This is a genomic window from Streptomyces sp. NBC_00193 (assembly GCF_026342735.1).
GTDB classification, from domain to species: Bacteria; Actinomycetota; Actinomycetes; order Streptomycetales; family Streptomycetaceae; genus Streptomyces; species Streptomyces stoeckheimensis.
Map to the genome: position 1 here is coordinate 132,835 of NZ_JAPEMM010000003.1, position 19,427 is coordinate 152,261.

At 72.3% G+C, this 19,427-nt stretch carries 22 protein-coding genes and 1 pseudogene; 6 read left to right on the forward strand and 17 right to left on the reverse strand.

Annotated elements, in window-relative coordinates; genetic code table 11:
- Positions 1-21: 21 nt before the first annotated feature.
- Together OG898_RS35785 and OG898_RS35790 are read left to right on the forward strand one after the other, a co-directional pair.
- Entirely contained in the window at positions 22-1,650 is a 1,629-nt protein-coding gene (locus OG898_RS35785; protein ID WP_266962933.1) for an FAD-dependent monooxygenase, read from the forward strand.
- A 78-nt stretch (positions 1,651-1,728) separates the two neighbouring features.
- Positions 1,729-2,136: a sec-independent translocase gene (locus OG898_RS35790; protein ID WP_266962936.1), complete on the forward strand. Its 408-nt coding sequence runs from the start codon at positions 1,729-1,731 to the stop codon at positions 2,134-2,136.
- Here OG898_RS35790 and OG898_RS35795 read toward each other — a convergent pair.
- From OG898_RS35795 to OG898_RS35810, 4 genes are all read right to left on the reverse strand, one after another.
- Positions 2,131-2,796 (reverse strand): ScbR family autoregulator-binding transcription factor, encoded by a 666-nt coding sequence (locus OG898_RS35795; protein WP_266962938.1) that lies wholly within the window; start codon positions 2,794-2,796, stop codon positions 2,131-2,133. The genes OG898_RS35790 and OG898_RS35795 overlap by 6 nt on opposite strands.
- A 115-nt stretch (positions 2,797-2,911) precedes the next feature.
- The gene (locus OG898_RS35800; RefSeq protein ID WP_266962940.1) at positions 2,912-3,352 is read right to left on the reverse strand and encodes a DUF6069 family protein; all 441 of its coding nucleotides are present in this window, start codon (positions 3,350-3,352) and stop codon (positions 2,912-2,914) included.
- Between the two features lie 76 nt (positions 3,353-3,428).
- Positions 3,429-4,232 carry a hypothetical protein gene (locus OG898_RS35805; protein WP_266962942.1) on the reverse strand — a complete coding sequence of 268 codons (804 nt, stop codon included), beginning with the start codon at positions 4,230-4,232 and terminating at the stop codon, positions 3,429-3,431.
- 5 nt (positions 4,233-4,237) lie between these two features.
- Positions 4,238-4,489, reverse strand: a complete 252-nt coding sequence (locus OG898_RS35810) for an MFS transporter (protein ID WP_266962944.1) — start codon at positions 4,487-4,489, stop codon at positions 4,238-4,240.
- Here OG898_RS35810 and OG898_RS35815 point away from each other — a divergent pair.
- Entirely contained in the window at positions 4,488-4,970 is a 483-nt protein-coding gene (locus OG898_RS35815; RefSeq protein ID WP_266962946.1) for a MarR family winged helix-turn-helix transcriptional regulator, read from the forward strand. The two genes, OG898_RS35810 and OG898_RS35815, sit on opposite strands and share 2 nt — an antisense overlap.
- Before the next feature lie 18 nt (positions 4,971-4,988).
- On the opposite strand, the gene OG898_RS35820 is transcribed toward OG898_RS35815, so the two are convergent.
- The 11 genes from OG898_RS35820 to OG898_RS35870 form a co-directional block, all read right to left on the reverse strand.
- Positions 4,989-5,546 carry a TetR/AcrR family transcriptional regulator gene (locus tag OG898_RS35820; protein WP_266962948.1) on the reverse strand — a complete coding sequence of 186 codons (558 nt, stop codon included), beginning with the start codon at positions 5,544-5,546 and terminating at the stop codon, positions 4,989-4,991.
- Positions 5,539-6,375 carry an alpha/beta fold hydrolase gene (locus OG898_RS35825; protein ID WP_250744294.1) on the reverse strand — a complete coding sequence of 279 codons (837 nt, stop codon included), beginning with the start codon at positions 6,373-6,375 and terminating at the stop codon, positions 5,539-5,541. Before OG898_RS35825 ends, OG898_RS35820 begins: the two co-directional genes overlap by 8 nt.
- A gap of 73 nt (positions 6,376-6,448) precedes the next feature.
- Positions 6,449-7,240 (reverse strand): ABC transporter permease, encoded by a 792-nt coding sequence (locus OG898_RS35830; RefSeq protein WP_250744295.1) that lies wholly within the window; start codon positions 7,238-7,240, stop codon positions 6,449-6,451.
- On the reverse strand, positions 7,237-8,214 hold the full coding sequence (locus OG898_RS35835; protein WP_266962949.1) for an ATP-binding cassette domain-containing protein: 978 nt from the start codon (positions 8,212-8,214) through the stop codon (positions 7,237-7,239). Before OG898_RS35835 ends, OG898_RS35830 begins: the two co-directional genes overlap by 4 nt.
- A gap of 79 nt (positions 8,215-8,293) precedes the next feature.
- Entirely contained in the window at positions 8,294-9,145 is an 852-nt protein-coding gene (locus OG898_RS35840) for a DUF4097 family beta strand repeat-containing protein (RefSeq protein ID WP_250744297.1), read from the reverse strand.
- 98 nt (positions 9,146-9,243) lie between these two features.
- On the reverse strand, positions 9,244-9,771 hold the full coding sequence (locus OG898_RS35845) for a toxin-antitoxin system HicB family antitoxin (RefSeq protein ID WP_266962951.1): 528 nt from the start codon (positions 9,769-9,771) through the stop codon (positions 9,244-9,246).
- Positions 9,772-10,178: 407 nt separating this feature from the next.
- Positions 10,179-10,751: a CGNR zinc finger domain-containing protein gene (locus OG898_RS35850; protein WP_250744299.1), complete on the reverse strand. Its 573-nt coding sequence runs from the start codon at positions 10,749-10,751 to the stop codon at positions 10,179-10,181.
- A gap of 23 nt (positions 10,752-10,774) precedes the next feature.
- The gene (locus tag OG898_RS35855; RefSeq protein ID WP_266962953.1) at positions 10,775-11,443 is read right to left on the reverse strand and encodes a TetR/AcrR family transcriptional regulator; all 669 of its coding nucleotides are present in this window, start codon (positions 11,441-11,443) and stop codon (positions 10,775-10,777) included.
- Between the two features lie 82 nt (positions 11,444-11,525).
- Positions 11,526-13,181 (reverse strand): AMP-binding protein, encoded by a 1,656-nt coding sequence (locus OG898_RS35860; protein ID WP_250744301.1) that lies wholly within the window; start codon positions 13,179-13,181, stop codon positions 11,526-11,528.
- Positions 13,178-13,978: a bifunctional 2-polyprenyl-6-hydroxyphenol methylase/3-demethylubiquinol 3-O-methyltransferase UbiG gene (locus tag OG898_RS35865; protein ID WP_250744302.1), complete on the reverse strand. Its 801-nt coding sequence runs from the start codon at positions 13,976-13,978 to the stop codon at positions 13,178-13,180. Before OG898_RS35865 ends, OG898_RS35860 begins: the two co-directional genes overlap by 4 nt.
- Positions 13,979-14,051: 73 nt before the next feature.
- The gene (locus tag OG898_RS35870) at positions 14,052-15,005 is read right to left on the reverse strand and encodes a helix-turn-helix domain-containing protein (protein WP_250744303.1); all 954 of its coding nucleotides are present in this window, start codon (positions 15,003-15,005) and stop codon (positions 14,052-14,054) included.
- Between the two features lie 257 nt (positions 15,006-15,262).
- Here OG898_RS35870 and gap point away from each other — a divergent pair, with 257 nt between their 5' ends.
- The 3 genes from gap to hisC all read left to right on the forward strand — a co-directional run bounded on the left by gap (position 15,263) and on the right by hisC (position 18,554).
- Entirely contained in the window at positions 15,263-16,270 is a 1,008-nt protein-coding gene (gap, locus tag OG898_RS35875) for a type I glyceraldehyde-3-phosphate dehydrogenase (RefSeq protein WP_266962958.1), read from the forward strand.
- Positions 16,271-16,353: 83 nt separating this feature from the next.
- On the forward strand, positions 16,354-17,268 hold the full coding sequence (locus OG898_RS35880; protein ID WP_250744305.1) for a pyridoxamine 5'-phosphate oxidase family protein: 915 nt from the start codon (positions 16,354-16,356) through the stop codon (positions 17,266-17,268).
- Positions 17,269-17,456: 188 nt separating this feature from the next.
- The gene (gene hisC / locus OG898_RS35885) at positions 17,457-18,554 is read left to right on the forward strand and encodes a histidinol-phosphate transaminase (RefSeq protein ID WP_266962961.1); all 1,098 of its coding nucleotides are present in this window, start codon (positions 17,457-17,459) and stop codon (positions 18,552-18,554) included.
- On the opposite strand, the pseudogene OG898_RS35890 reads toward hisC, so the two are convergent.
- Both OG898_RS35890 and OG898_RS35895 read right to left on the reverse strand, forming a co-directional pair.
- Positions 18,546-18,660 (reverse strand): annotated as a pseudogene (locus tag OG898_RS35890) (ABC transporter permease); the annotation flags it as partial. The gene hisC and the pseudogene OG898_RS35890 sit on opposite strands and share 9 nt — an antisense overlap.
- A complete protein-coding gene (locus OG898_RS35895; protein ID WP_266962963.1) occupies positions 18,660-19,328 on the reverse strand; it encodes a DUF4097 family beta strand repeat-containing protein in 669 nt (222 codons plus the stop codon). The pseudogene OG898_RS35890 and the gene OG898_RS35895, both read right to left, overlap by 1 nt.
- Positions 19,329-19,427 lie beyond the last annotated feature (99 nt).

The following is a 19,427-nucleotide window of genomic DNA, read 5'->3' on the forward strand; positions in this document are numbered from 1 at the left end:
CGGTACCGAAGGAGAGTCGCCATGCCGAGCACCGCAAGCCGCAAGGACATAGAGGAGCCCTGGCCGGCGTACGACGTGCTGATCGTGGGCGGCGGACCGACGGGCATGATGGCCGCCTGCGAGCTGCTCCGGCGCGGCATCCGCGTCCGGATCGTCGACCGCGCGCCCGAGCCCTCCCCCTTCCCCAAGGCGCTGCTGGTCTGGCCGCGCAGCTTCGACCTGTTCGAGGACCTCGGCGTCCTCCCCCGACTGCGCGAGGCCGGGCTGCAGATCAACGCCTTCAGCTACTACTCCGACCGGGAACGCCTCGCGACCTTCGACTTCCCCCAGCCGCTCAGCCCGCTGTGCCTGCCGCAGAACGAGACCGAACGCGTCCTGCGCGAGCGCCTGCACGAGCTCGGCGGCAAGGTCGAGCACGGCGTACGGCTGCTCGCCTTCAACTCCCTGGACTTCTCCGGCCGCATCGACGCCGTCGACGGGGTCACCGCGGTCCTCGAACACGCCGACGGCCGCATCGAGCGCACCCGCGCCCCGTTCGTCATCGGCACCGACGGCGCGGGCAGCGCGGTGCGGACCCAGCTGGGCACCGGGTTCACCGGCTCCACCTACGAGACCGCCTTCGCCCTGGTGGACGCCAGGATCGAGGGGTTCCTGCCGCCGGACCAGGCGCTGTACTACCAGTCGCCCGCGGGCGCCCTGGTCATCGTCGCGCTCCCCGACGGCGTCTTCCGCTTCTTCTCCAGCCTGGCCCCCGGGGAGCAGGTCAGCGTGGAGAAGATGCAGAGCATCGTGGACGAGCGCGGTCCCCAGGGCGTCCGCATCACCGAACCGGTCTGGGAGAGCGTCTTCCGGGTCCACGCCCGCCACGCCAACGACTTCCAGCTCGGCCGGGTGTTCATCGCCGGCGACGCCGCCCACGTGCACAGCCCGGCCGGCGGCCAGGGCCTGAACACCGGTCTCCAGGACGCCCACAACCTCGCCTGGAAGATCGCCGCCGTGGTGCGCGGCGAGGCACCGTCCGGCCTGCTGCTCACCTACGGACCCGAACGCGCCGCCGTGGCCGAGCGCGTCGTGCGCGACACCGACATCCAGACCCGCGCCTGGATGGTGCGCGAGCCCGCCAAGGTGGCCCTGCGCGACGCCGCGTTCCGGCTCGCGGGCCGCACGGGGCTGTTCTCCCGCGCCTACGCCCCGGTCATGGCCGGGCGCCGGCTCGCCTATCCCCCGGTGCGCCCCACCCAGGTGCCCGGTGGCCGCGCCGCCTGCCAGTCACTTCCCGGCGTACGCCCCGTCGTGCGCGTCGGCGCGGTCTTCCCCAGGGAGCTGGCCGTACCGCACCGGATCGCGGGCCCCGCCGCCGATCCCACCCGCTGGACGCTCCTGGCCGTCTGCCGCGACGAGGCACCGCAATGGCGCCGGGAGCTGTCCGCCCTGATCGCGGACCGGCCCCAGGTGCGGATGGCCGACATCGCCGCGGGCACCGCCCGGGGGCTGACCGGATGCCGCCGGCAGGGGTACTACCTCATCCGCCCCGACGGCCACGTCGCCGCCCACGGCCACGCCGGGGACGTGGACCGGCTGCGCACGGAACTGACCGCCCTGCTCGGCGATCCGGCCCCGCAGGACCCGGAAACCGCCCGGGGGGAATGACCCCGCCGGAACGGGGCCGGCCGCCGTGGCCTGTGAGCGCCACGGCGGCCGGGCCGCACTCACCAAGGAGCTGACAAGGTGTTCAACGACATCGGCGCCCTCGAACTGATCACCCTCGTGATCCTCGCGGTCCTCGTCTTCGGCCCGGAGAAACTGCCGAAGATGATCCAGGACGTCACCGGCGTCATCCGGAAGGTCCGCGCCTACGCGGACAGCGCCAAGGCCGACATCCGGTCCGGGCTGGGGCCGGAGTTCGAGGACTTCGAGTTCCGGGACCTCGACCCGAAGAACTTCGCGCGCAAGCATCTGCTGGACGACCACGACGGCTTGGGGCTGGAGGGCACCCGGAAGGCCTTCGACCTGCGGAAGGAGATGTCCGAGGTGGCCGATGCGGTGAACCACCGCGAAGACCGGCAGGCCGCGCCCGGGGCGCCCGCCCCGTCTGCCCCGTCCGCCCCGCCCTCCCTGAGCAAGATCACGTCATAGGGGTCGTTCGGTTTTCTCCGGGGCGCCCGCCTCCGCCTCCGGCAGGGTCAGCCGCAGCGCGCGGCGGGCCTCTTCGGTGGCGACGGCCGGCAGGAGGTAGCGCCAGAGCGAGGCGATCCGCTGCGGGAGGTCGGCCCGCCCGGTCGACATCTGGGAGAAGAGCTGCGCCCCGGTGAAGGAGCTGACCAGGATCCAGGCCAGCTCGTGGTCGTCCACGTCCGGCTGGAGCTCGCCCTTCGCGCGGGCGAAGCGCAGCTGCTGGCGGAATTCGAGCACCCAGGCCTGGTAGGCGACGTCGTCGCGGAGGCCGAATTCCCCCTGCTCCACGGCCAGCCGCACCCCGGCCCGCAGCACCGGATTGTGCCGGAGCTGGTCGGCGAGGTAGAGCGTGATGTCCACCAGACGCTGCAGCCCGTCCTCCCCGGCCGGGAACTCCAGACCCTCGCCCTGGCCGACCATGACGGCGTAGGCGAGCTCCTCCTTCGAGGCGAAGTGGAAGTACATCCCGCCCTGGGTGACGTCGGCCCGCTTCATGATCTTGCTGATGCTGGCACCACTGAACCCGAACTCGTCGAAGACCTCGGCGGCCGCCCGCAGGATGGTCGCCTTGGTCTGGATCGCGCGGTTCTGCGGGACGCGCTCTCTCTTCCGCTCAGCCATGTGCCTAACTTCCATCGGGAAACAAAACGAACACCCTCTATTTTACACTCCGTTGATATTCCAGCACCAGTGTCTCGACCTGCGGACGGCTTGAACGGGTGGATCCGCGGCTCCGTCAGCCCCGGGCCGGGTGCGCATCGCGGCGCAGACCGAGGAGGACGACGAGGCCGACGGCGAGGTGGGCGAGCGCCAGGAGGATCTTCGTACCACTGGTGGCCTCGACGCCGAACGGCAGGGCCACGGAGGCGAGGAGCACCACGGAGGCGACGGCGGTCCAGATCTTCCGGGCCGCGGCCGGGGCGAACCTCTCCAGCAGGGCGAGCAGGGCCCAGCCGAGCAGGGCGGCGCCCGCGGCGGAGCCGATGAAGCTGCCGAGGGCGAGGTCGACCGGTCCCTTGCCGTCGCGCTGGTCGACGGCGAGGTCGATGCCACCGGCCTTGCCGGCGAGGAAGAGGACGGCGGCTCCGGCCGCGGCCCCCAGGACGGTCAGGAGCCGGGGCCGCCAGGTGGAGGCGGTGGCGGAGGAGGTGGCGGCGAGGCGGGTGTTCGTGGTCATGGGAGCTCCTTGGGCAGGCGGGACGAAGCGGGGAACGGACTGGAGGGACGTACGGGCACTCGCGGACGGCGGCCGGTCAGGAGGCCACGGCTTCGGGCGCGCGCCGGGGCGGCCCCGAAGGGGCGCCTTCGCCCGGCGGCACCGGCCGGGCCGCCGGCAGGACGAACCAGCCGACCGCGGCGGCCGCGAGGACCAGGCCGGCGGCGACGGCGAAGACGAGCCGGAAGCCGTCGGTGGCCGCGGAGGCGGCGCTTTCGCCGTCGGCGAGGGCCCTGCCTGCGGAGGAGGCGGCGATCGCGGCCATGGCCGCGATGCCGAGGGAGTCTCCGATCATTCCGGAGGTGCCGGAGAGACCGGAGGCGGCGCCCGCGTCCCGCGGGTCCCCTACGGACATCGACAGCGTCATCACCGCGGGCATGGCCAGGCCGGCGGAGAAGCCGAGCACCAGCATCACGGGCAGCAGGTCCCGCAGGTAGCCGGGGTCTTCGGGGACGCGCGCGGCCGCCAGCAGGGCCGCGGCCACCCCCAGCAGGCTCACGATCAGGATCGCGCCGAGGCCGAAGCCGAGCGTGCGGGCGGAGCCCCAGCCGTGCTCGGAACCGGTGGCGAGGGCGTAGACGCCCAGCATCATGCCCGTGGTGACCAGGGCCGCGCCCAGGAGGTCGACGCCGGCGCCGAGGCCGGGGCCCTTGTCGTCGGGGATCAGGCGTGCGGCGAGCAGCGCCGCGGCCGCGCCGATCGGGACGTTGACGTAGAAGACCCAGTGCCAGCCGGCCCCTTGGGTGAGCAGACCGCTGATCAGGATGCCGAGGGAGGCGCCGCCCGCTGCGGCGAAGCCGATCGCGCCCATGGCGGCGCCGGCGCCCTGCAGGAAGCGCATCGCGATCAGCATCTCCTGCGTTCCGGACAGGCCGCAGGCCGCCGAGGCGAGGGTGAGAGGACGACGCCGCCGATGAACAGCCGCTTGCGTCCGAGGAGATCACCGACCCGGCCCGAGAGCAGCAGCAGGCCGCCGAAGCCCACGGTGTAGGCGTTGGTGACCCAGGCCAGGCGGGCCTGGTCGAACCCCAGGTCGCGCTGGATGGAGCTCAGCGCCACGGTCACGATGCTGATGTCGATCACGATCATCAGCTGCATGGAGCAGAGCACCGAGAACGCCGTCCAGCGCGCTCTGGGGGAATCAAGGGCGGGCACGGGCATGGGAGTTCGCCCCGAGATGACGGCGAACCTCGCCGAAGTCGGCGCGACGCCGCGTGCGCACTGCGTGCTGCACCGGGCGCTGGAGGGCGAGTTCACGCAGAGTCAGATCGCGGACTCGGTCGGCCTGGACAAGACCACGATGGTCGTCATCACCGACAAGCTGGAGAAGGAGGGCCTCGCGGTCCGCACGCCCTCCCCGGTGGACCGGCGGGCCAGGATCATCGCAGTCACCGACAAGGGGCGGGCCCTGCTCGCCCGGTCGGACGAGGTCGTCTCGACCACGCACGAGAGCGTGCTCTCCGCCCTGCCCGAGGGGCTGCGGGAACCGTTCGTGGAGGCCCTGACCCTGCTGGTGGAGGGTCGCCTCGCGAAGTTCGTGGAGTGCGAGCAGCCGCCCCGCCGCCGCTCGGCCTCCTAGGCGGAGGCTAGGCCGAGGCTAGGCGGAGGGCGTGCGCAGGCCCGTGACGACCATGTGCGCCAGGAGGGCGTAGCTCTCGTCCAGGCCCTCGGGCAGGGCGAAACCGCCGCCGGTTTCGAGGGAGACGAAGCCGTGGGCGGTCGCGCGCAGGCAGCGGGCCGCGTGGATGGCCGCGGAGTCCTCCAGGCCGTACGCCCGCAGGGTGGCGAAGAGGATGGTGATGAGGCGCTCCCCGGCTTCGGCCGTCCGCAGCTCGGGGCTGTGCAGCAGGGCCGCGTACCGGTGCGGGTGGCGCAGGGCGTAGCTGCGCCAGGCCGTCATGAACGCGCGGATCGCCTCGTCGGCGGAACGGCCGATGACGGCCACGCCGATCTCGTCCGCCATCTCGTTCATGATCCGCGCCGACAGGAGGTCGCGGAGCTCGGCGAGGCTGCGCACGTGCTTGTAGAGGGAAGGGGTCGCCACGCCCGCCCGGCCCGCCACCGCCGACAGGGTCAGGCCCGCCGGCCCCTCCGCATCGACGAGGTGCAGCGCCACGTCGACCACCGCGGCGGCCGAGAGCGAGGCCCTAGGCACGGGCGGTCTCCTTCAGGAAGGACACGATGGCCGCGGCGGTCTCGGCGGGGAACTGTGCGTGGGCGTAGTGCCCCGCGCCCTCGATCGTGACGAGGCGGCCGCGCCCGGCGGGCAGTTCGGCGACGATGGCCGCGCCCTCGGCGGCCGGGTCGGCCCAGTCGCAGTCGAGGTCGCCCTCGACGATCAGCGCGGGGCACCGGACGTCGCCGAGGCGGGCGCCCGCGTCGGTGGGGGCGGACATCCCCATCTTTGCGACGACGGCCATCCTGCCCGGCCGCCCCAGGTCGGCGTCGAGCGCCGCGAGGTGGGCGGCGTGACCGGCGGGGCGGGTGCCCGGGTAGGCGTGGTCGAGGTAGCGCTTCCACAGGCCCGTGCTGCGCAGGATGCCGGTGCCGAGCAGCAGGAGCATGCCCTTGCGGTAGCGGGGGTTGGAGCCGAGGGCGCCGAAGTCGATCTTCTGCGCCCTGGTGAACGGGCTGATCTCGACGATGGCGTCGACCAGCTCGGGCTCCTGCGCCGCCGCGATGGTGGCGGCGCCGCCGGCGAAGGAGTGGCCGACGATGACGGCCGGGCCGCCGAGGTGCCGGATCAGGCCGAGCAGGTCGCCCGCCACGTCGGTACGGGTGTACGAGGCCCAGCCGGTGCTCGATTCCCCGTGTCCGCGCAGGTCGGTGGAGGCGACGCGGTATCCGGCGGCGACGAGGAGGGCGGCGGTCTCGCGGTAGGCCGCGCGGTTGTCGCCCATGCCGTGCGCGAGCACGACCAGCGGGCCTTCGCCCGTGACCTCGTACGCGAGCCGCCCGCCGTCGGTGCTCAGAAACTCCGTCATGACCTGCCCCCCGGAAGTGATGGCTAATCCCTGTTGCCTTTAAGCTAATGGCATTAGCCACTACGGTCAACTGCTACTTCGGGTCGCGCTGGAACAGGGACTTGGACCAGAAGTAGCCGAGCCCGGCCAGGCCCAGGCACCAGGCGACCGCGATCCACCCGCTGTTGCCGATCTCGGTGCCGAGCAGCAGCCCGCGCAGGGTTTCGATGGCCGGGGTGAAGGGCTGGTACTCGGCGACCGGCTGGAACCAGCCCGGCATCGCGTCGACCGGCACGAAGGCGCTGGACAGCAGCGGCAGGATCATCAGCGGCATCGCGTTGTTGCTGGCCGCCTCGGCGTTCGGGCTGGTCAGCCCCATCCCGACGGCGATCCAGGTGAGCGCGAGGGAGACGAGCGCCAGCAGGCCCAGCGCCAGGAGCCATTCCACGGCGGTGGCGTCCGTGGACCGGAAGCCGATCGCCACGGCGACGGCGCCCACGAGGACCACGCTCATCACGCACTGGATCACGCTGCCGACGACGTGCCCGATGAGCACCGATCCGCGGTGGATGGGCATCGTGCGGAAGCGGGCGATGATGCCCTCGGTCATGTCCGTGGCGACGGACACCGCGCTGCCGATCGTGGTGCCGCCGATGGTCAGCATCAGGATGCCGGGGACGAGGTAGGCGAGGTACTCGGACCGGCCCCCGCCGCCGTCCCCCAGACCGGCGCTCATCACGTCGCCGAAGATGTAGACGAAGAGCAGGAGCAGCATGACCGGCGTGAGCAGCAGGTTCAGGGTGAGGGACGGATAGCGCCGCGCGTGCAGGAGGTTGCGGCGCAGCATCGTGGCCGAGTCGCGGACGGCGAAGGAGAGAGAGCTCATCGGACGTCTTCCTTGGTCTGGTGGGTGGAGGCGGTGAGGGCGAAGAACACGTCGTCGAGGTCGGGGGTGTGCACGGTGAGTTCGTCCGCCTCGATGCCGGCCGAGTCCAGCCGGCCGAGGAGGGAACCGAGCGCGCGCTGGCTGCCGTCACTGGGAATCTGCAGCGCCAGCGCCTCGTCGTCCCGGGTGACCTCGCCGAGCGCGGCCACCGCGGCCCGGTAGGCGGCCGGGTCGGAGAACCGCAGGCGTACGTGGCCTCCCGGGATCAGCCGCTTCAACTCCTCCGCGCTCCCCTCGGCGGCGATCCTGCCGTCGTTCAGCACGGCGATCCGGTCCGCGAGCTGATCGGCCTCCTCCAAGTACTGCGTGGTGAGGAAGACCGTCACGCCGCCGGAGACGAGCCCGCGGATGATCTGCCACATGGTGTGGCGGGAGCGCGGGTCCAGACCGGTGGTCGGCTCGTCGAGGAAGATGATCCGCGGATCACCCACCAGCGTCATGGCGATGTCGAGCCGGCGCTTCATGCCGCCGGAGTAGGTCGACGCCGGCTTCTTCGCCGCGTCGGTGAGGTCGAAGCGGGCCAGCAGCTCGGCGGTGATCCGCCGCCCCTCCCGCTTGGACAGGTGGTGCAGGTCCGCCATGAGGAGCATGTTCTCCTCACCGGTGATCAGCCCATCGACGGCCGAGAACTGCCCGGTCACCCCGATCGCCGCCCGCACCCCGCCCGGCGAGGCCGCGATGTCGTGGCCCGCGACCTGCGCCTGTCCGCCGTCGGCGGCGATGAGCGTGGACAGGATCTTCACGACGGTGGTCTTGCCGGCGCCGTTGGGGCCGAGCAGTGCGAACACGGAACCGGCCGGGATGCTCAGATCGATGCCGTCGAGGACGGTCTTGTCCCCGTAGGACTTGCGCAGACCGACGGCGGAGACGGCCGCCGGAGACGGGTGACCGTCTCCCCGACGTGATGTGGGCATGACAGAAGAAGGCATGAGGCCCTCCATTCGAAGGCTGAAGTGACGGGGGAAGGTGGCGCGAAGGGGAAGAACGGGCTGGTCAGGCGCCGGAGGCCAGGGCGCGACGGACGTCGATGTTGCCGTACTTCGTCCGGGCGCGGACCTTGACGGTGTCCGCGCTCTCCTCCGGGCTCCCGGACGCGGTGAGCGCGTTGCGCACCTGGCCGGAGCCCGAGCTGACGTCGAGCCAGGCGGCCGTACCCTCGCGGACGCCGACCTCGATGGCCCCGTAGGAGGTCTCCAGCTCCACGGTGCCGCGGGCGACTTCGCCCACCCGCAGGGTTCCGTGGGCGGTCTTGGCGGTGACCGAGTCCTCGGCCCGCCGGATCTCGATGTCACCGTTGGCACCGCTCACCCGCAGCTCGCCGATGGCGGCGCCGACGGTCGTGGTGCCGTGCGAGTTCTTCAGGACGGCGGGGCCGTCGACGAAGCCGAGGCGCAGGCTGCCGGAGCTGGTGGTGATCTCGGTCGCGCCCTCGGCCCGGTCCACGGTGATCGAGCCGTGCGACGCGGTCAGCTTGAGCGGGCCGGTCGTGTCGAGGCGGACGTCGCCGGACGAGGTCTTCACCCGGACCTCGCCGAGCCGGCCCTCGCCGAGCACCTGGGTCCAGGAGCCGGTCGTGTCGACGTGCGAACCCGTGGGCAGGTCCACCGTCACGTCGACGATGCCGGGCTTGCCGAACGGGTTGGACTTGGGCGTCCTGACGGTCAGCACGCCGCCCGCGAACGTGACCTCGGTCTGCTCGGCGGTCCGTACGTCCTTGTCGCGCTTCGGGTCCCGGGGCTGCACCGCCACGACGGTGTCGCGGCGGTCGCCCGCGGTGAACTGGATGGAACCGGCCTCCACGTGTGCGGTGACCGAGATCGCTTCGGAGGTGTCGAAAGAAGGCATGACTGTCCCGTCCTCTTGGGTCTTCCGGGCGTCCCCGCTGGTGGGACGTGGTGTGGGCGAACTGATGCGGTGCGGTGCGACGCGATGGGGGAGCCGGGCTAGCGGACCCAGCCGGTGAAGCTCTGCCCCACGCTCTGGGACTTCTCCGCCGTACGGGGCCGGGCGCCGCCGTCGACCGCGGCCGATACGGCGCGCACCAGCCAGGCGTTGACCGACAGCCCCTCGCGGCTCGCGGCCTCCTCGGCGCGGGCCTTCAGGTGGGCCGGCAGACGCAGGTTGACGCGGGCGGTGCCGCCCTCGTCGCCCTCGGCGACTGCGTGCGGCGCGAGCGGTTCGGCGAACGGAGCGGCGGAGGCCGGCTCCGCGGGGGCGTGGCTCTCGCCGGCCGGCACCGTCACCACGAACTCGGGGTCGAGCCCCCGCAGCCGTACGTCGACCGATCCGGGGGCGAGTTCACGGGTGATCTCGTCCATCGCGGCGGAGAGCACGTTGAGCAGGGTCAGCCGGGTGGCCGACTCCAGGGGAGCGGTGAGCCTCTCGGCCAGCTTGCGGGCTTCGTCGCCGCCGGCCTCGGCGGCGACGGCGAGCTCTTGGCGGAGGGTGGTGACGTAGGGCGTGAGGTCCATGTCGCACAGCATGGCACAGCGATGGCGCCATGTCGAGCCAATGTGGCACCACTTCACCACGCGGTGGTGCCGCCACACGTAAACTTGCTGGTCAGAGCCATGACGCCATCGCGCGCCACAGTGGCGTCAGATGGCACCAGACGGCACCACGGCTGCGCGGACCTGTCCCCTACCCGCCCTTCCACCGTTCCCCGGGGCTCCGCCCCGGACCCCGCGCCTCAAACGCCGGCGAGGCTGGGTTTATCCAGCCCCTCCGGCGTTTGAGGAGCGGGGGTCCGGGGGCTGGCCCCCGGCAACGGCGCCGCACACGGCAACGGGTCCGGGCAGAGCCCGGGGAACGGTGGAAGGGCGGGTAGGGGACTTCGCCCCGCGCAGCGGCACACCCCGCAGCCGGGCCGGGGCCGGTGTCAGGAAGCGGAGGCCGTCCGGCGGGCGTAGTGGCGGGCCGCCTTCGCCCGGTTCCCGCACCCCGTGCTCGTGCACCACCGACGGGTGCCGTTGCGACTCACGTCGTGGAACCGCAGCCCACACGTCGGGTTGGCACACGTGCGCACCCGGTCCCGCGCGGTACTGAGCAGCCGGAGGTAATCCGCCGCCACGAGGTACCCGAGCAGACGGCCCGAGTCGGGCGCCTCCAGCCGCTCGACGGGCCCGGTGGCCGTGAGCAGCCGGCGGATCCGGCCCGCGTCGAGCAGCCTGTTGAAGGCGTCGAGCGCCATCGGCCCCGCATCGGCGCGCCCGGCCACACCGGCCAGCGCGGTGCGGGCGGCCCGGACCGCGGTCAGGGTGGTCCGGTCGGCCCGCAGCTCGCCGCAGGCGTACGCGGCGGCCGCCCGGGACCCGGCCAGCCAGCACGCGAGGCCGGCGGTGGAGTCCAGCAGGTCGTAGCGGCCGTACCGGTCGTGCCAGAGGGTGTTGAGGAGGTCCAGGCTGAGCGGCTCGCCGGTCAGCGGACGCGGATCGGGCGCGCTCGTCGCCACGACCGCCCCTGCTCGGTCCACGCTCACCCCCGCGGCCCGAGGTGCACGGGTTCGGGGACGGCCGCGAAGGCGCAGTACGGCGACGAGCCCTCGGCCCGGTACAGCTCCACGGCCTGCGGCGCCGCGAGGATCCCCGGCAGGATCAGCTGCCACAGCCGGGTCAGGTGCCCGCGCAGCGGCCCGCAGGAACGGCCCGGGCGGTCCTCCTCCGCGCGCAGGCACACGTCCATCCCGATCAGTGAGTACACGAGCTGCGCGGCCGTCCCCCAGGGATCGGCCGCTCCGGCCAGGGCGTCGGCCAGCTCCTCGCGGACGGCGTCGGTCCAGGAGACGCTGCCGTCGGGGTAGTGCACGAACTCCCGGGTCAGCCGGGCGCCCGCCCGTACGACGGGGTCGTGCCCGAGCCGCCCGGCGACCGCGTGCGTGATGTCGACGGCGGCCTGCAAGGGCCGGATCCCGCGGTGCGGTACCGCGCCCAGGGCGCCCACGATCGACTGCCGGGCTTCGGTGCGCACGGCTCTGACCAGGTCGTCCTTGGCGGGGAAGTGGTACATCAAGGCGCCCTTGGTCACTCCTGCGGCGGTGCAGATGACGGCGAGCGAGGCCCCTTCGTAGCCGTAGAGGTCGATGGCCTTGGCGGCACCGTTGATCAGAGCCCGGCGCGTCCGCTCGGCTCGCTCCTGCTGCGCCATGGGCGCTCCTCGTGCGTAGGGGATGGAGACGTACGGGTGGTGCGGTCCGGGCGGGCCCGCCCGGACCGCACCACCCGTACGATCAGGCCGCGGTGCCGGCCGGGACGGAGGCCAGGCTGTCCTCGAAGCTCTTGCGGAGCTGGGCGCGGCGGAGCTTGCCGATGCCGGTCTTGGGGATCTCGGACCGGTCGACGGGCAGCAGGTGCGGTACGTCGACGCCCAGCCGCTCGCGGACCCGCTCGCGGATCCGCTCGCCCTGTTCCCCGGTGATGGCGCCGGAGCGCGGGCTGAAGAAGACCGCGAGCTCCTCGGCGCCGCCGGGCTCGGCGGTGACCAGGGAGGCGACGGTGTACGAGGGCTCGATGAAGTCGAGTTCCTCGACGGCGGCCTCGATCTCGTGGCCGTGGTAGGCGATCTCCCCGAGCTGGATGACGTCGTCGGTGCGGCCGGTGACGGTGAGGATGCCGTTCTCCACGTACGCCAGGTCGCCGGTCTTGAACCAGCCGTCGTCCGTGAAGGACTGCCGGTTCTGCACGGGGTTGTCGTAGTACCCGGAGGTGATGGTCGAACCGGTGACCTGGAGGCGGCCGGTGATGCCCCACGGCACGAGGGCGCCGTGCTCGTCGACGACTCGGATGCGGGTGCCGGGCTGCGGGCGGCCGACGGGCACGTAGCGGTCGTCGCCGGCGGCGGCCTCGGTGAACTGGCAGTCGGCCACACCGGCGGTGGTCTCGGACATGCCCCAGCCGGGGAACATGGCGGTGGCGGGCAGCCCGTAGGGGGCCAGCAGGTCCAGGAAGCGGCGGACTACGCCGGAGCGGACGGCCTCGCCGCCGTTCATGATGTAGCGCAGCGGGCTCAGGTCCCAGCCGCGGCCCTCGAAGCGGTCGGCCTGGTCGTTGACGAGCACGAAGGCGAAGTTGGGCGCCCAGGTGGTGTCGGCCCGGTGGGTGGAGACGGCGTCGAGCCAGCGCAGCGGGTCTTCCAGGACCCACTGGATCTTGGCGTGGACCTGGGCGGCGCCGAGGAAGACGTCGCGCGCGTGGAACATGACGAGGCCGCCGATGTGGTCCAGCGGCATCCAGTTGAAGGTGCGGGTGTCCGCGTCGAGCTTGTTCACGCGGGAGGTGGCCGCGCTGCGCGTGAGGATGTTGCGGTGGGTCAGGGTGACGGCCTTGGGCACGCCGGTGCTGCCGGAGGTGAGCAGCAGGACGGCCGGGTCCACGGCGTCCGGCTCGTGCCAGGCGAGGTCCGGCTCGTGGGCGGTGCGCAGGCTCGCCACGTCGCCCAGGTGCGCGGCGGTCCAGCCGGCGTCGGCGGTGACGGCGGGGGCGAGCTCCTGGCCGGTGCCGGTCAGGACGCGGGGGCGGCCGTAGCCGGCCCAGACGCGCTCGAGCAGGCCGGGGCCGTTGACCGCGTCGGCGCTGACGGGCAGCGGCAGGAAGCCGCCGAGGATGCAGGCCCAGAAGCCGGAGAGGAGGTCGGCGTCGTCCGCGGACTGCAGGATGATCTTCTCGCCGATCGCGGCGCCGGAGGCGCGCAGGCCGGCCAGGACGCGCGAGGCGGCGTCGAGGAGCTCGGCGTAGCTCTGGTGCACCTCGGTGCCATCGGCGCGGATGTACGTCACGCCGCGGCCCTCGCTCTCGGCGACGGCGCGGACGAGGGCGGCGCCGAGGTGCGCGACGCCGGTTTCGGGGGCGGGCCCGCCGTCGAGCAGCGATATGCCGGTGCCGGTCATGCCTGGTTCTCCTCTTGCTGAGCGGTGTCGGACGCGGTGTCGGCGGGGGTCGCGGTGGCCACGATGACGAGCGGGCCCCGGCCGTGGAAGGGCGCGGGCTCCTTGCGGAACCCGCCGTACTCGGCCGTGATGGTCAGTCCCGCCGCGGCCAGCAGTTCGCGGACCTCGGGCCCGGTCAGGACGGCCTGGTCGAAGAAGTTGTCGTACATGGCGACCGTGCCGTCCGCGGTGCGGACCAGCAGGGTCTCCTCGTTGCGCCAGTTCGCGGCGTGCGCGTTGATGAACTGGCGGGCCAGGCGGGTGATGAGGACCCCGTCCCGGCGGTGGTGGCCGACGCTGTTGGGCTGGAAGGAGTCGACGAAGTTCAGCAGGTGGCCGAATTCCAGGACGACCTGCCCGCCGGGGTTCAGCAGCTCGCGGACGGAGCGCAGGACGGCCGGGAGCCGGCCGCGGTCCAGGTAGTTCAGCGTCATGAACAGGCTGTACACGAGGTCGTAGCGCTCGTCGGTGCGGTACTCCTCGGCGCGGGCCTCCACGTAGGAGATGCCCTCGTCGCCGGCGGCCCGGGCGTACTCCAGGAACGCGGCGCTCTGGTCGACGCCGGTGCCGCGGTGGCCGCGCTCGCGCAGGGCGCGCAGGTTGGAGCCGGTGCCGCAGCCCAGGTCGAGTACGGTGCCCGCGTCGGGGAGCAGGGATGCGAGGAACTCCGTCTCGGCGTCGAGGTTGCGGAAGTCCTTCCGCATGATCTCGTAGTACTCACCGGGGAATTCGAAGCTCGTGCCGGTCAAATCCGTCATCCTCCTCGGATGTCAGTGCGCGTCGGTCGTCGGTGCTCGGCGGTGCTCGTCGTTGCTCAGCGGCGGCGGTCCCCTACGTGGACACGGCCTCGCGCATGGTCCGGTAGCCGCGCGGGGTGAGGCCGTACCGGTCGCGGAAGAGCCGGCTGAAGTGCGAGGCCTGGTAGAGGCCGGACCGTTCGCCGATGACCCCGACGGGCAGGTGCTCGAGCCGCGGGTCGCGCAGCTCCGACCGGCAGCGGGCGAGGCGCTCGTCCCGGATCCATCGGGCGGGGCTGGTTCCCTGCTCCTGGAAGATCCGCTGGAGGTAGCGCAGCGAGACGTTGTGGTGCTCGGCGATCGCCTGCGGGGTGAGGTCGGGGTCGGAGAGCCGTGCACGGATGTACGACTGGATGGCCAGCATGAGGTCGTGCCGGGCCACCTCGTCCTCGGCCGCGACATTGCGCAGCCGGTCCGCGAGGACGGCCGCGGTCAGGCCCGCCACCGTGGCGCCGACCCGGTCGACGGCGGAGTGGATCTCGGTGCCGTGGTCGTGGAGTCCGGCGAGGAGCTGGGACAGCAGGGCGCCCGCGCCCATCCGTCCGCACCAGCCGGTGGCGGTGAGCTTGGCGGTGTCGCCGGCCGACATGCCGAGGTGCCGGTGCGGCAGCTGGACCTCGACCAGGTGGAAGGGCCGGGGCAGCACGAGGCGGTAAGGGCGGCTGGTGTCGCAGCAGATGATCTGCGGGCCGCTCGCCGAGCCGCGGCGGCCGTCCTGGTGGACGTGGATCTCGCCGGCCAGCGCCCGGAACACCCGAAGGGACTCGGAGGGGTCGGGGCGGATGTGGCGACCGGGGCGGACGGCCTCGTGGGCCTCCCCGGTGACGAGGGAGATCGTGACGTCTCCGAACTCGCGGCGGACGGTGGTCCCGTACACGGACTCGCTGTGCGTACGGATGACCCGCGCCGTGCAGGTGGCGGGTGCGGCGAGCGCTGGACTGCGGTCCGGCACGAATGCGCTCGGCACGCGGAGGGGCAGCATGTCCATCGTTCTCCTCGCTCCGGGAAGCGTCGTGTCATGACAAGCAGGCCCATAGAAACATACCTTCATGCAGGTACTCGCTCGCCATCAGATGTTCCAATCAACTGGGCCTCACCACGGGTTCCGTGCGCAAACAGGCCATGAACAGGCGCATTTACGCAAGCCAACCCAGAAGTCAGCCGGTACAGTTGAGGACGAGGACTGGCCGGACAACGCGGCTTCACGTGCGGTCATGGATGTAGTTTCCGAACGAGGGGTATCACGTGACGATCAAGGTCGGCATCAACGGATTCGGCCGCATCGGCCGCAGCTTCTTCCGCGCCGCCCTTCAGCGGGGCACCGGCCTGGAGGTGGTCGCCGTCAACGACCTCACCGACGCCGCAACGCTGGCCCACCTGCTCAAGTACGACAGCACGCTCGGCCGGCTCGGACACGACGTGAAGGCCGTCGAGGGCAACCTCGTCATCGACGGGCGCACCATACGCGTGACCGCCGAGCGCGACCCCGCGAAGCTTCCGTGGGGCGAGCTGGAGGTGGACGTCGTCATCGAGTCCACCGGTGTCTTCACCGACGCGCACAAGGCCCGCGCCCACCTGGAGGCCGGTGCCCGCAAGGTCATCATCAGCGCGCCCTCGAAGAACGAGGACCTGACGATCGCCTTCGGCATCAACGACGAGCTCTACGACCCGGCCGTGCACGACATCGTCTCCAACGCCTCGTGCACGACCAACTGCCTGGCCCCGCTGGCCAAGGTCCTCGACGACGCGCTCGGCATCGAGCACGGCCTGATGACCACGGTCCACGCCTACACCGCGGACCAGAACCTCCAGGACGGTCCGCACAGCGACCTGCGCCGCGCCCGCTCGGCGGCGACGAACACCGTGCCGACCACCACCGGCGCCGCCAAGGCGATCGGCCTGGTCCTGCCGCAGCTCAAGGGCAAGCTCGACGGGTACGCGCTGCGCGTGCCGATCCCGACGGGCTCGGCCACCGACCTCACCGTCCGCGTCGGCCGCGCGACGACGGTCGAAGAGGTCAACGAGATCTTCGCGAAGGCCGCCGCGGGCGCCCTCGCGGGCATCCTCACCTACACCGACGAGCCGATCGTCTCCAGCGACATCGTCACCGACCCCGCGTCGTGCATCTTCGACTCGGGCCTGACCAAGGTGATCGGCGACGGCCGCCAGGTCAAGATCGTCGGCTGGTACGACAACGAGTGGGGCTTCTCCAACCGTGTCGTGGACACCGCCCTGCTGATCGGCGCCCGCTGACCGGCGCCCCGTAGACGGGCACCTTGGCCGACGGCGACCCCGTCGGCCCCGGCGCCCGTCCCGACCGGAGGATCCCGATTCCCGTGATCAAGACCCCCCATCACGAGGGTGAACAGGCCGTCCAGAAGCAGGCCGGCGAAGGCGGTCCCGGCTGGGGATCGCCCATGTTCGACGACGTGATCCAGCCCGGCTTCGACCAGTACCTGATGCGCCAGCGCATGCTCTTCCTGGGCGGCGCCGACGCGACGGGCGCCATGTGGTCCTCGCTGGTCACGGGCGACCCCGGCTTCGCCCTGCCCACGAGCCGGCGCACGATCACGCTGTCCTCCCTGCCCGTGCCGGGCGATCCGCTCGCCGAGGCCTTCGCCGAGACGGCCGACATCGGGCTGCTCGCCCTCGAACCGCACACGACGACCCGGATCCGGATCAACGGCGTGGCGCGGCGCGAAGGGGACTCCCTCCACATCCGCACCGAGCAGGTCCTGGGCAACTGCCCCAAGTACCTCCAGGTACGGGTCCCCGTCGCGGACGGTCCCGCGTCGGCGACCCGGGAGACCCGGGACGGCGACGCGCTGACGCCCGAACAGGAGAAGTGGATCCGCGGCGCGGACACCTTCTTCATCGCCAGTCAGGCCGACGGCTACGGCGCGGACTCCTCGCACCGGGGCGGCGACCCCGGTTTCGTCACGGTGGCGGGACCGCGCAGGCTCGTATGGCCCGACTACTTCGGCAATTCCTTCTACATGACCTTGGGCAATCTGCAGCTCAACGAGAACTGCGGACTGCTCTTCCTGGACTGGGAGTCCGGCCACACCCTGCAACTGACGGGCAAGGCTCGGATCAACTGGGCCGAGGGGGACCGGGCCGACGTGCCCGGAGCCCTGCGGATGTGCGAGTTCGACATCGAACGCGTGGTGCAGATCGACGGGGCGACCCGGCTGCGCTGGGCGTTCGGCGGTCCCTCGCCCTACAACCCGCCGGCACCGGCGCGGGGCTGAACCCCCTCAGCCCCCGCGCCGTCCCCCTCCCCCGGCCCCCTGGTCACCGTCCGGCCGTGCCGCCTCCCCCGTCGGCGCGGCCGGACGGTGTTGTACCCCCGGCCCGGCACGCCGCCCATCCGCCCGAGGACCACCCGCCCGAGGACCACCCCACCCGAGGACTCTCCCGTTTAAGGACTGACTGCGCCATGCCCACCACGGACACCACGCCCGCCACGCCCGGTCCCGTCCTGCCCCGGCTGCGCGCCGACGTCTCGACGGTCCCCGCCTACGTGCCGGGCCGCGCGGCCCGCGACGAGTTCGTCGACAAGCTCTCCTCGAACGAGAACCCGTACCCGCCGCTCCCGTCGGTGATCGCCGCGGTCGAGACCTGGCTGGGCCGCCTCAACCGCTACCCCGACCCCACCGCGGCCGAGCTCGTCGCGGAACTCTCCGGACGCCTCGACGTGCCCGCCGACCACCTGGTGCTGGGCACCGGCTCGGTCGGCATCACCCAGCACCTGGTCGCCGCCGCCGCGGGCCCGGGCGACGAGGTCGTCTTCGCCTGGCGCTCGTTCGAGGCGTACCCGCTGCTGACCTGGGCCGCCGGGGCGACCTCCGTCCAGGTCCCGCTGCGCGACGAGACCCACGACCTGGACGCCCTGGCCGACGCGGTCACCGACCGCACCCGCCTGGTCTTCGTCTGCAATCCGAACAACCCGACCGGCACCGCCGTGCGCCGCGCCGAGCTGGAACGCTTCCTGGACCGGGTGCCCTCCGACGTCCTCGTCGTCATCGACGAGGCCTACCGCGAGTTCGTCGACGCCTCCGAAGACATCCCGGACGGCATCGACCTCTACCGGGACCGCCCCAACGTGGCGGTGCTGCGCACCTTCTCCAAGGCCTACGGACTGGCCGCGCTCCGCGTCGGCTACGCGGTGGCCCATCCGCACGTGACGGCGGCCCTGCGCTCCTGCTCCGTACCGCTCGGCGTGAGCGGCCCCGCCCAGGCCGCCGCCCTGGCCTCCCTGCGGGCCACCGAGGAACTCCGCGAGCGGGTGGCCGACCTGGTGGCGGAACGCGACCGCGTCAGCGCCGGCCTGCGCGCGGAGGGGTACGAAGTCCCCACCAGCCACGCCAACTTCGTCTGGCTGCGCCTGGGCTCGCGCACCTCGTACTTCGCGGACGCCTGCGAGGCGGCCGGCCTGATGGTCCGCCCCTTCGGCGACGAGGGCGTCCGCATCACGATCGGCTCCCCGGACGCGAACGACCGCCTCCTGAAAACGGCGTCCCACTGGAACCACTGAGCCCCGGCCCGACGAGGACCGCTCCGCGGTGGATCGCCGTCGTGCGGAAGCGGGCGATGACGCCCTCGCCCATGTCCGTGGAGACCGGCACCGCCGTGCCGGTGGTCAGAGGCTGCGGGCGGTGATGTCGCCGTAGGCGGTGGTCGCGTGGATGTCGAGGCCGGCGGCGGCGCCGTCGGTGGTGCGCAGGGCGTTGTGGATCCGGCCGTGGGCGGCGCCGGCATCGAGGGTGGCGCTGACGCCGCGGGCGGCGCCGACCGAGATCTCGCCGTACTCGGTGCGCAGTTCGACCGTGCCGCGCAGGGCCTCGGCGATGCGCAGGTCGCCCTTCTGGGTGCTGATCCGGGCCGGGCCGCCCAGGCGGCCGACCGCGACGTCGCCGGCCGCGAGGGTCAGGTGGGTGCTCGCGGCCTCGTCGAGCTTGACCGAGCCGCGGGCGCCCTCGAAGACGACGTCGCCGAGGCGTCCGACGCCCCGCAGGTCGGCGTCGGCCGCCTTCGCCTCGACGCGGGATCCGGCGGGCAGCTGGACGGTCACCTCGATGGAACCGGAGGCGCCCAGCAGCTGGTTCTTCGCCGGGGCCGCGATCCGCAGGACCCCGTCGGCGTACTCGACCGAGGTCTGCTCGGCCGCCTTCACGTCACGGCCCTTCGAGGCGTCGGCGGGCCGGACCTCGACCGCGGTGTCGGTGCGGTCCGCGGCGATGAAGCGGATGCTGCCGGCGGGGATGTCCAGCACGGCGGAGATCGGGGTGGCGGTGGCGAACTTCTGCATGACTCTCTCCTGCGACTCGTTGTTTCCGATGAACGAAAAGCTACGTTGCTTTCCATATCTCGACAAGCAACTCATCGCGAGGAAACTAAATCACCGCAG

Bases quoted from the DNA above. Each gene is read 5' to 3' on its own strand.
- OG898_RS35860 (WP_250744301.1), bottom strand. From the start codon at position 13,181: ATGACCGGCACCGGCATATCGCTGCTCGACGGCGGGCCCGCCCCCGAA.
- OG898_RS35865 (WP_250744302.1), bottom strand. From the start codon at position 13,978: ATGACGGATTTGACCGGCACGAGCTTCGAATTCCCCGGTGAGTACTAC.
- OG898_RS35795 (WP_266962938.1), bottom strand. From the start codon at position 2,796: ATGGCTGAGCGGAAGAGAGAGCGCGTCCCGCAGAACCGCGCGATCCAG.
- OG898_RS35835 (WP_266962949.1), bottom strand. From the start codon at position 8,214: ATGCCCACATCACGTCGGGGAGACGGTCACCCGTCTCCGGCGGCCGTC.
- OG898_RS35815 (WP_266962946.1), top strand. From the start codon at position 4,488: ATGGAGCAGAGCACCGAGAACGCCGTCCAGCGCGCTCTGGGGGAATCA.
- OG898_RS35825 (WP_250744294.1), bottom strand. From the start codon at position 6,375: ATGACGGAGTTTCTGAGCACCGACGGCGGGCGGCTCGCGTACGAGGTC.
- OG898_RS35830 (WP_250744295.1), bottom strand. From the start codon at position 7,240: ATGAGCTCTCTCTCCTTCGCCGTCCGCGACTCGGCCACGATGCTGCGC.
- OG898_RS35895 (WP_266962963.1), bottom strand. From the start codon at position 19,328: ATGCAGAAGTTCGCCACCGCCACCCCGATCTCCGCCGTGCTGGACATC.
- OG898_RS35870 (WP_250744303.1), bottom strand. From the start codon at position 15,005: ATGGACATGCTGCCCCTCCGCGTGCCGAGCGCATTCGTGCCGGACCGC.
- OG898_RS35805 (WP_266962942.1), bottom strand. From the start codon at position 4,232: ATGCGCTTCCTGCAGGGCGCCGGCGCCGCCATGGGCGCGATCGGCTTC.
- OG898_RS35800 (WP_266962940.1), bottom strand. From the start codon at position 3,352: ATGACCACGAACACCCGCCTCGCCGCCACCTCCTCCGCCACCGCCTCC.
- OG898_RS35785 (WP_266962933.1), top strand. From the start codon at position 22: ATGCCGAGCACCGCAAGCCGCAAGGACATAGAGGAGCCCTGGCCGGCG.
- OG898_RS35845 (WP_266962951.1), bottom strand. From the start codon at position 9,771: ATGGACCTCACGCCCTACGTCACCACCCTCCGCCAAGAGCTCGCCGTC.
- OG898_RS35840 (WP_250744297.1), bottom strand. From the start codon at position 9,145: ATGCCTTCTTTCGACACCTCCGAAGCGATCTCGGTCACCGCACACGTG.
- OG898_RS35810 (WP_266962944.1), bottom strand. From the start codon at position 4,489: ATGCAGCTGATGATCGTGATCGACATCAGCATCGTGACCGTGGCGCTG.
- hisC (WP_266962961.1), top strand. From the start codon at position 17,457: ATGCCCACCACGGACACCACGCCCGCCACGCCCGGTCCCGTCCTGCCC.
- OG898_RS35855 (WP_266962953.1), bottom strand. From the start codon at position 11,443: ATGGCGCAGCAGGAGCGAGCCGAGCGGACGCGCCGGGCTCTGATCAAC.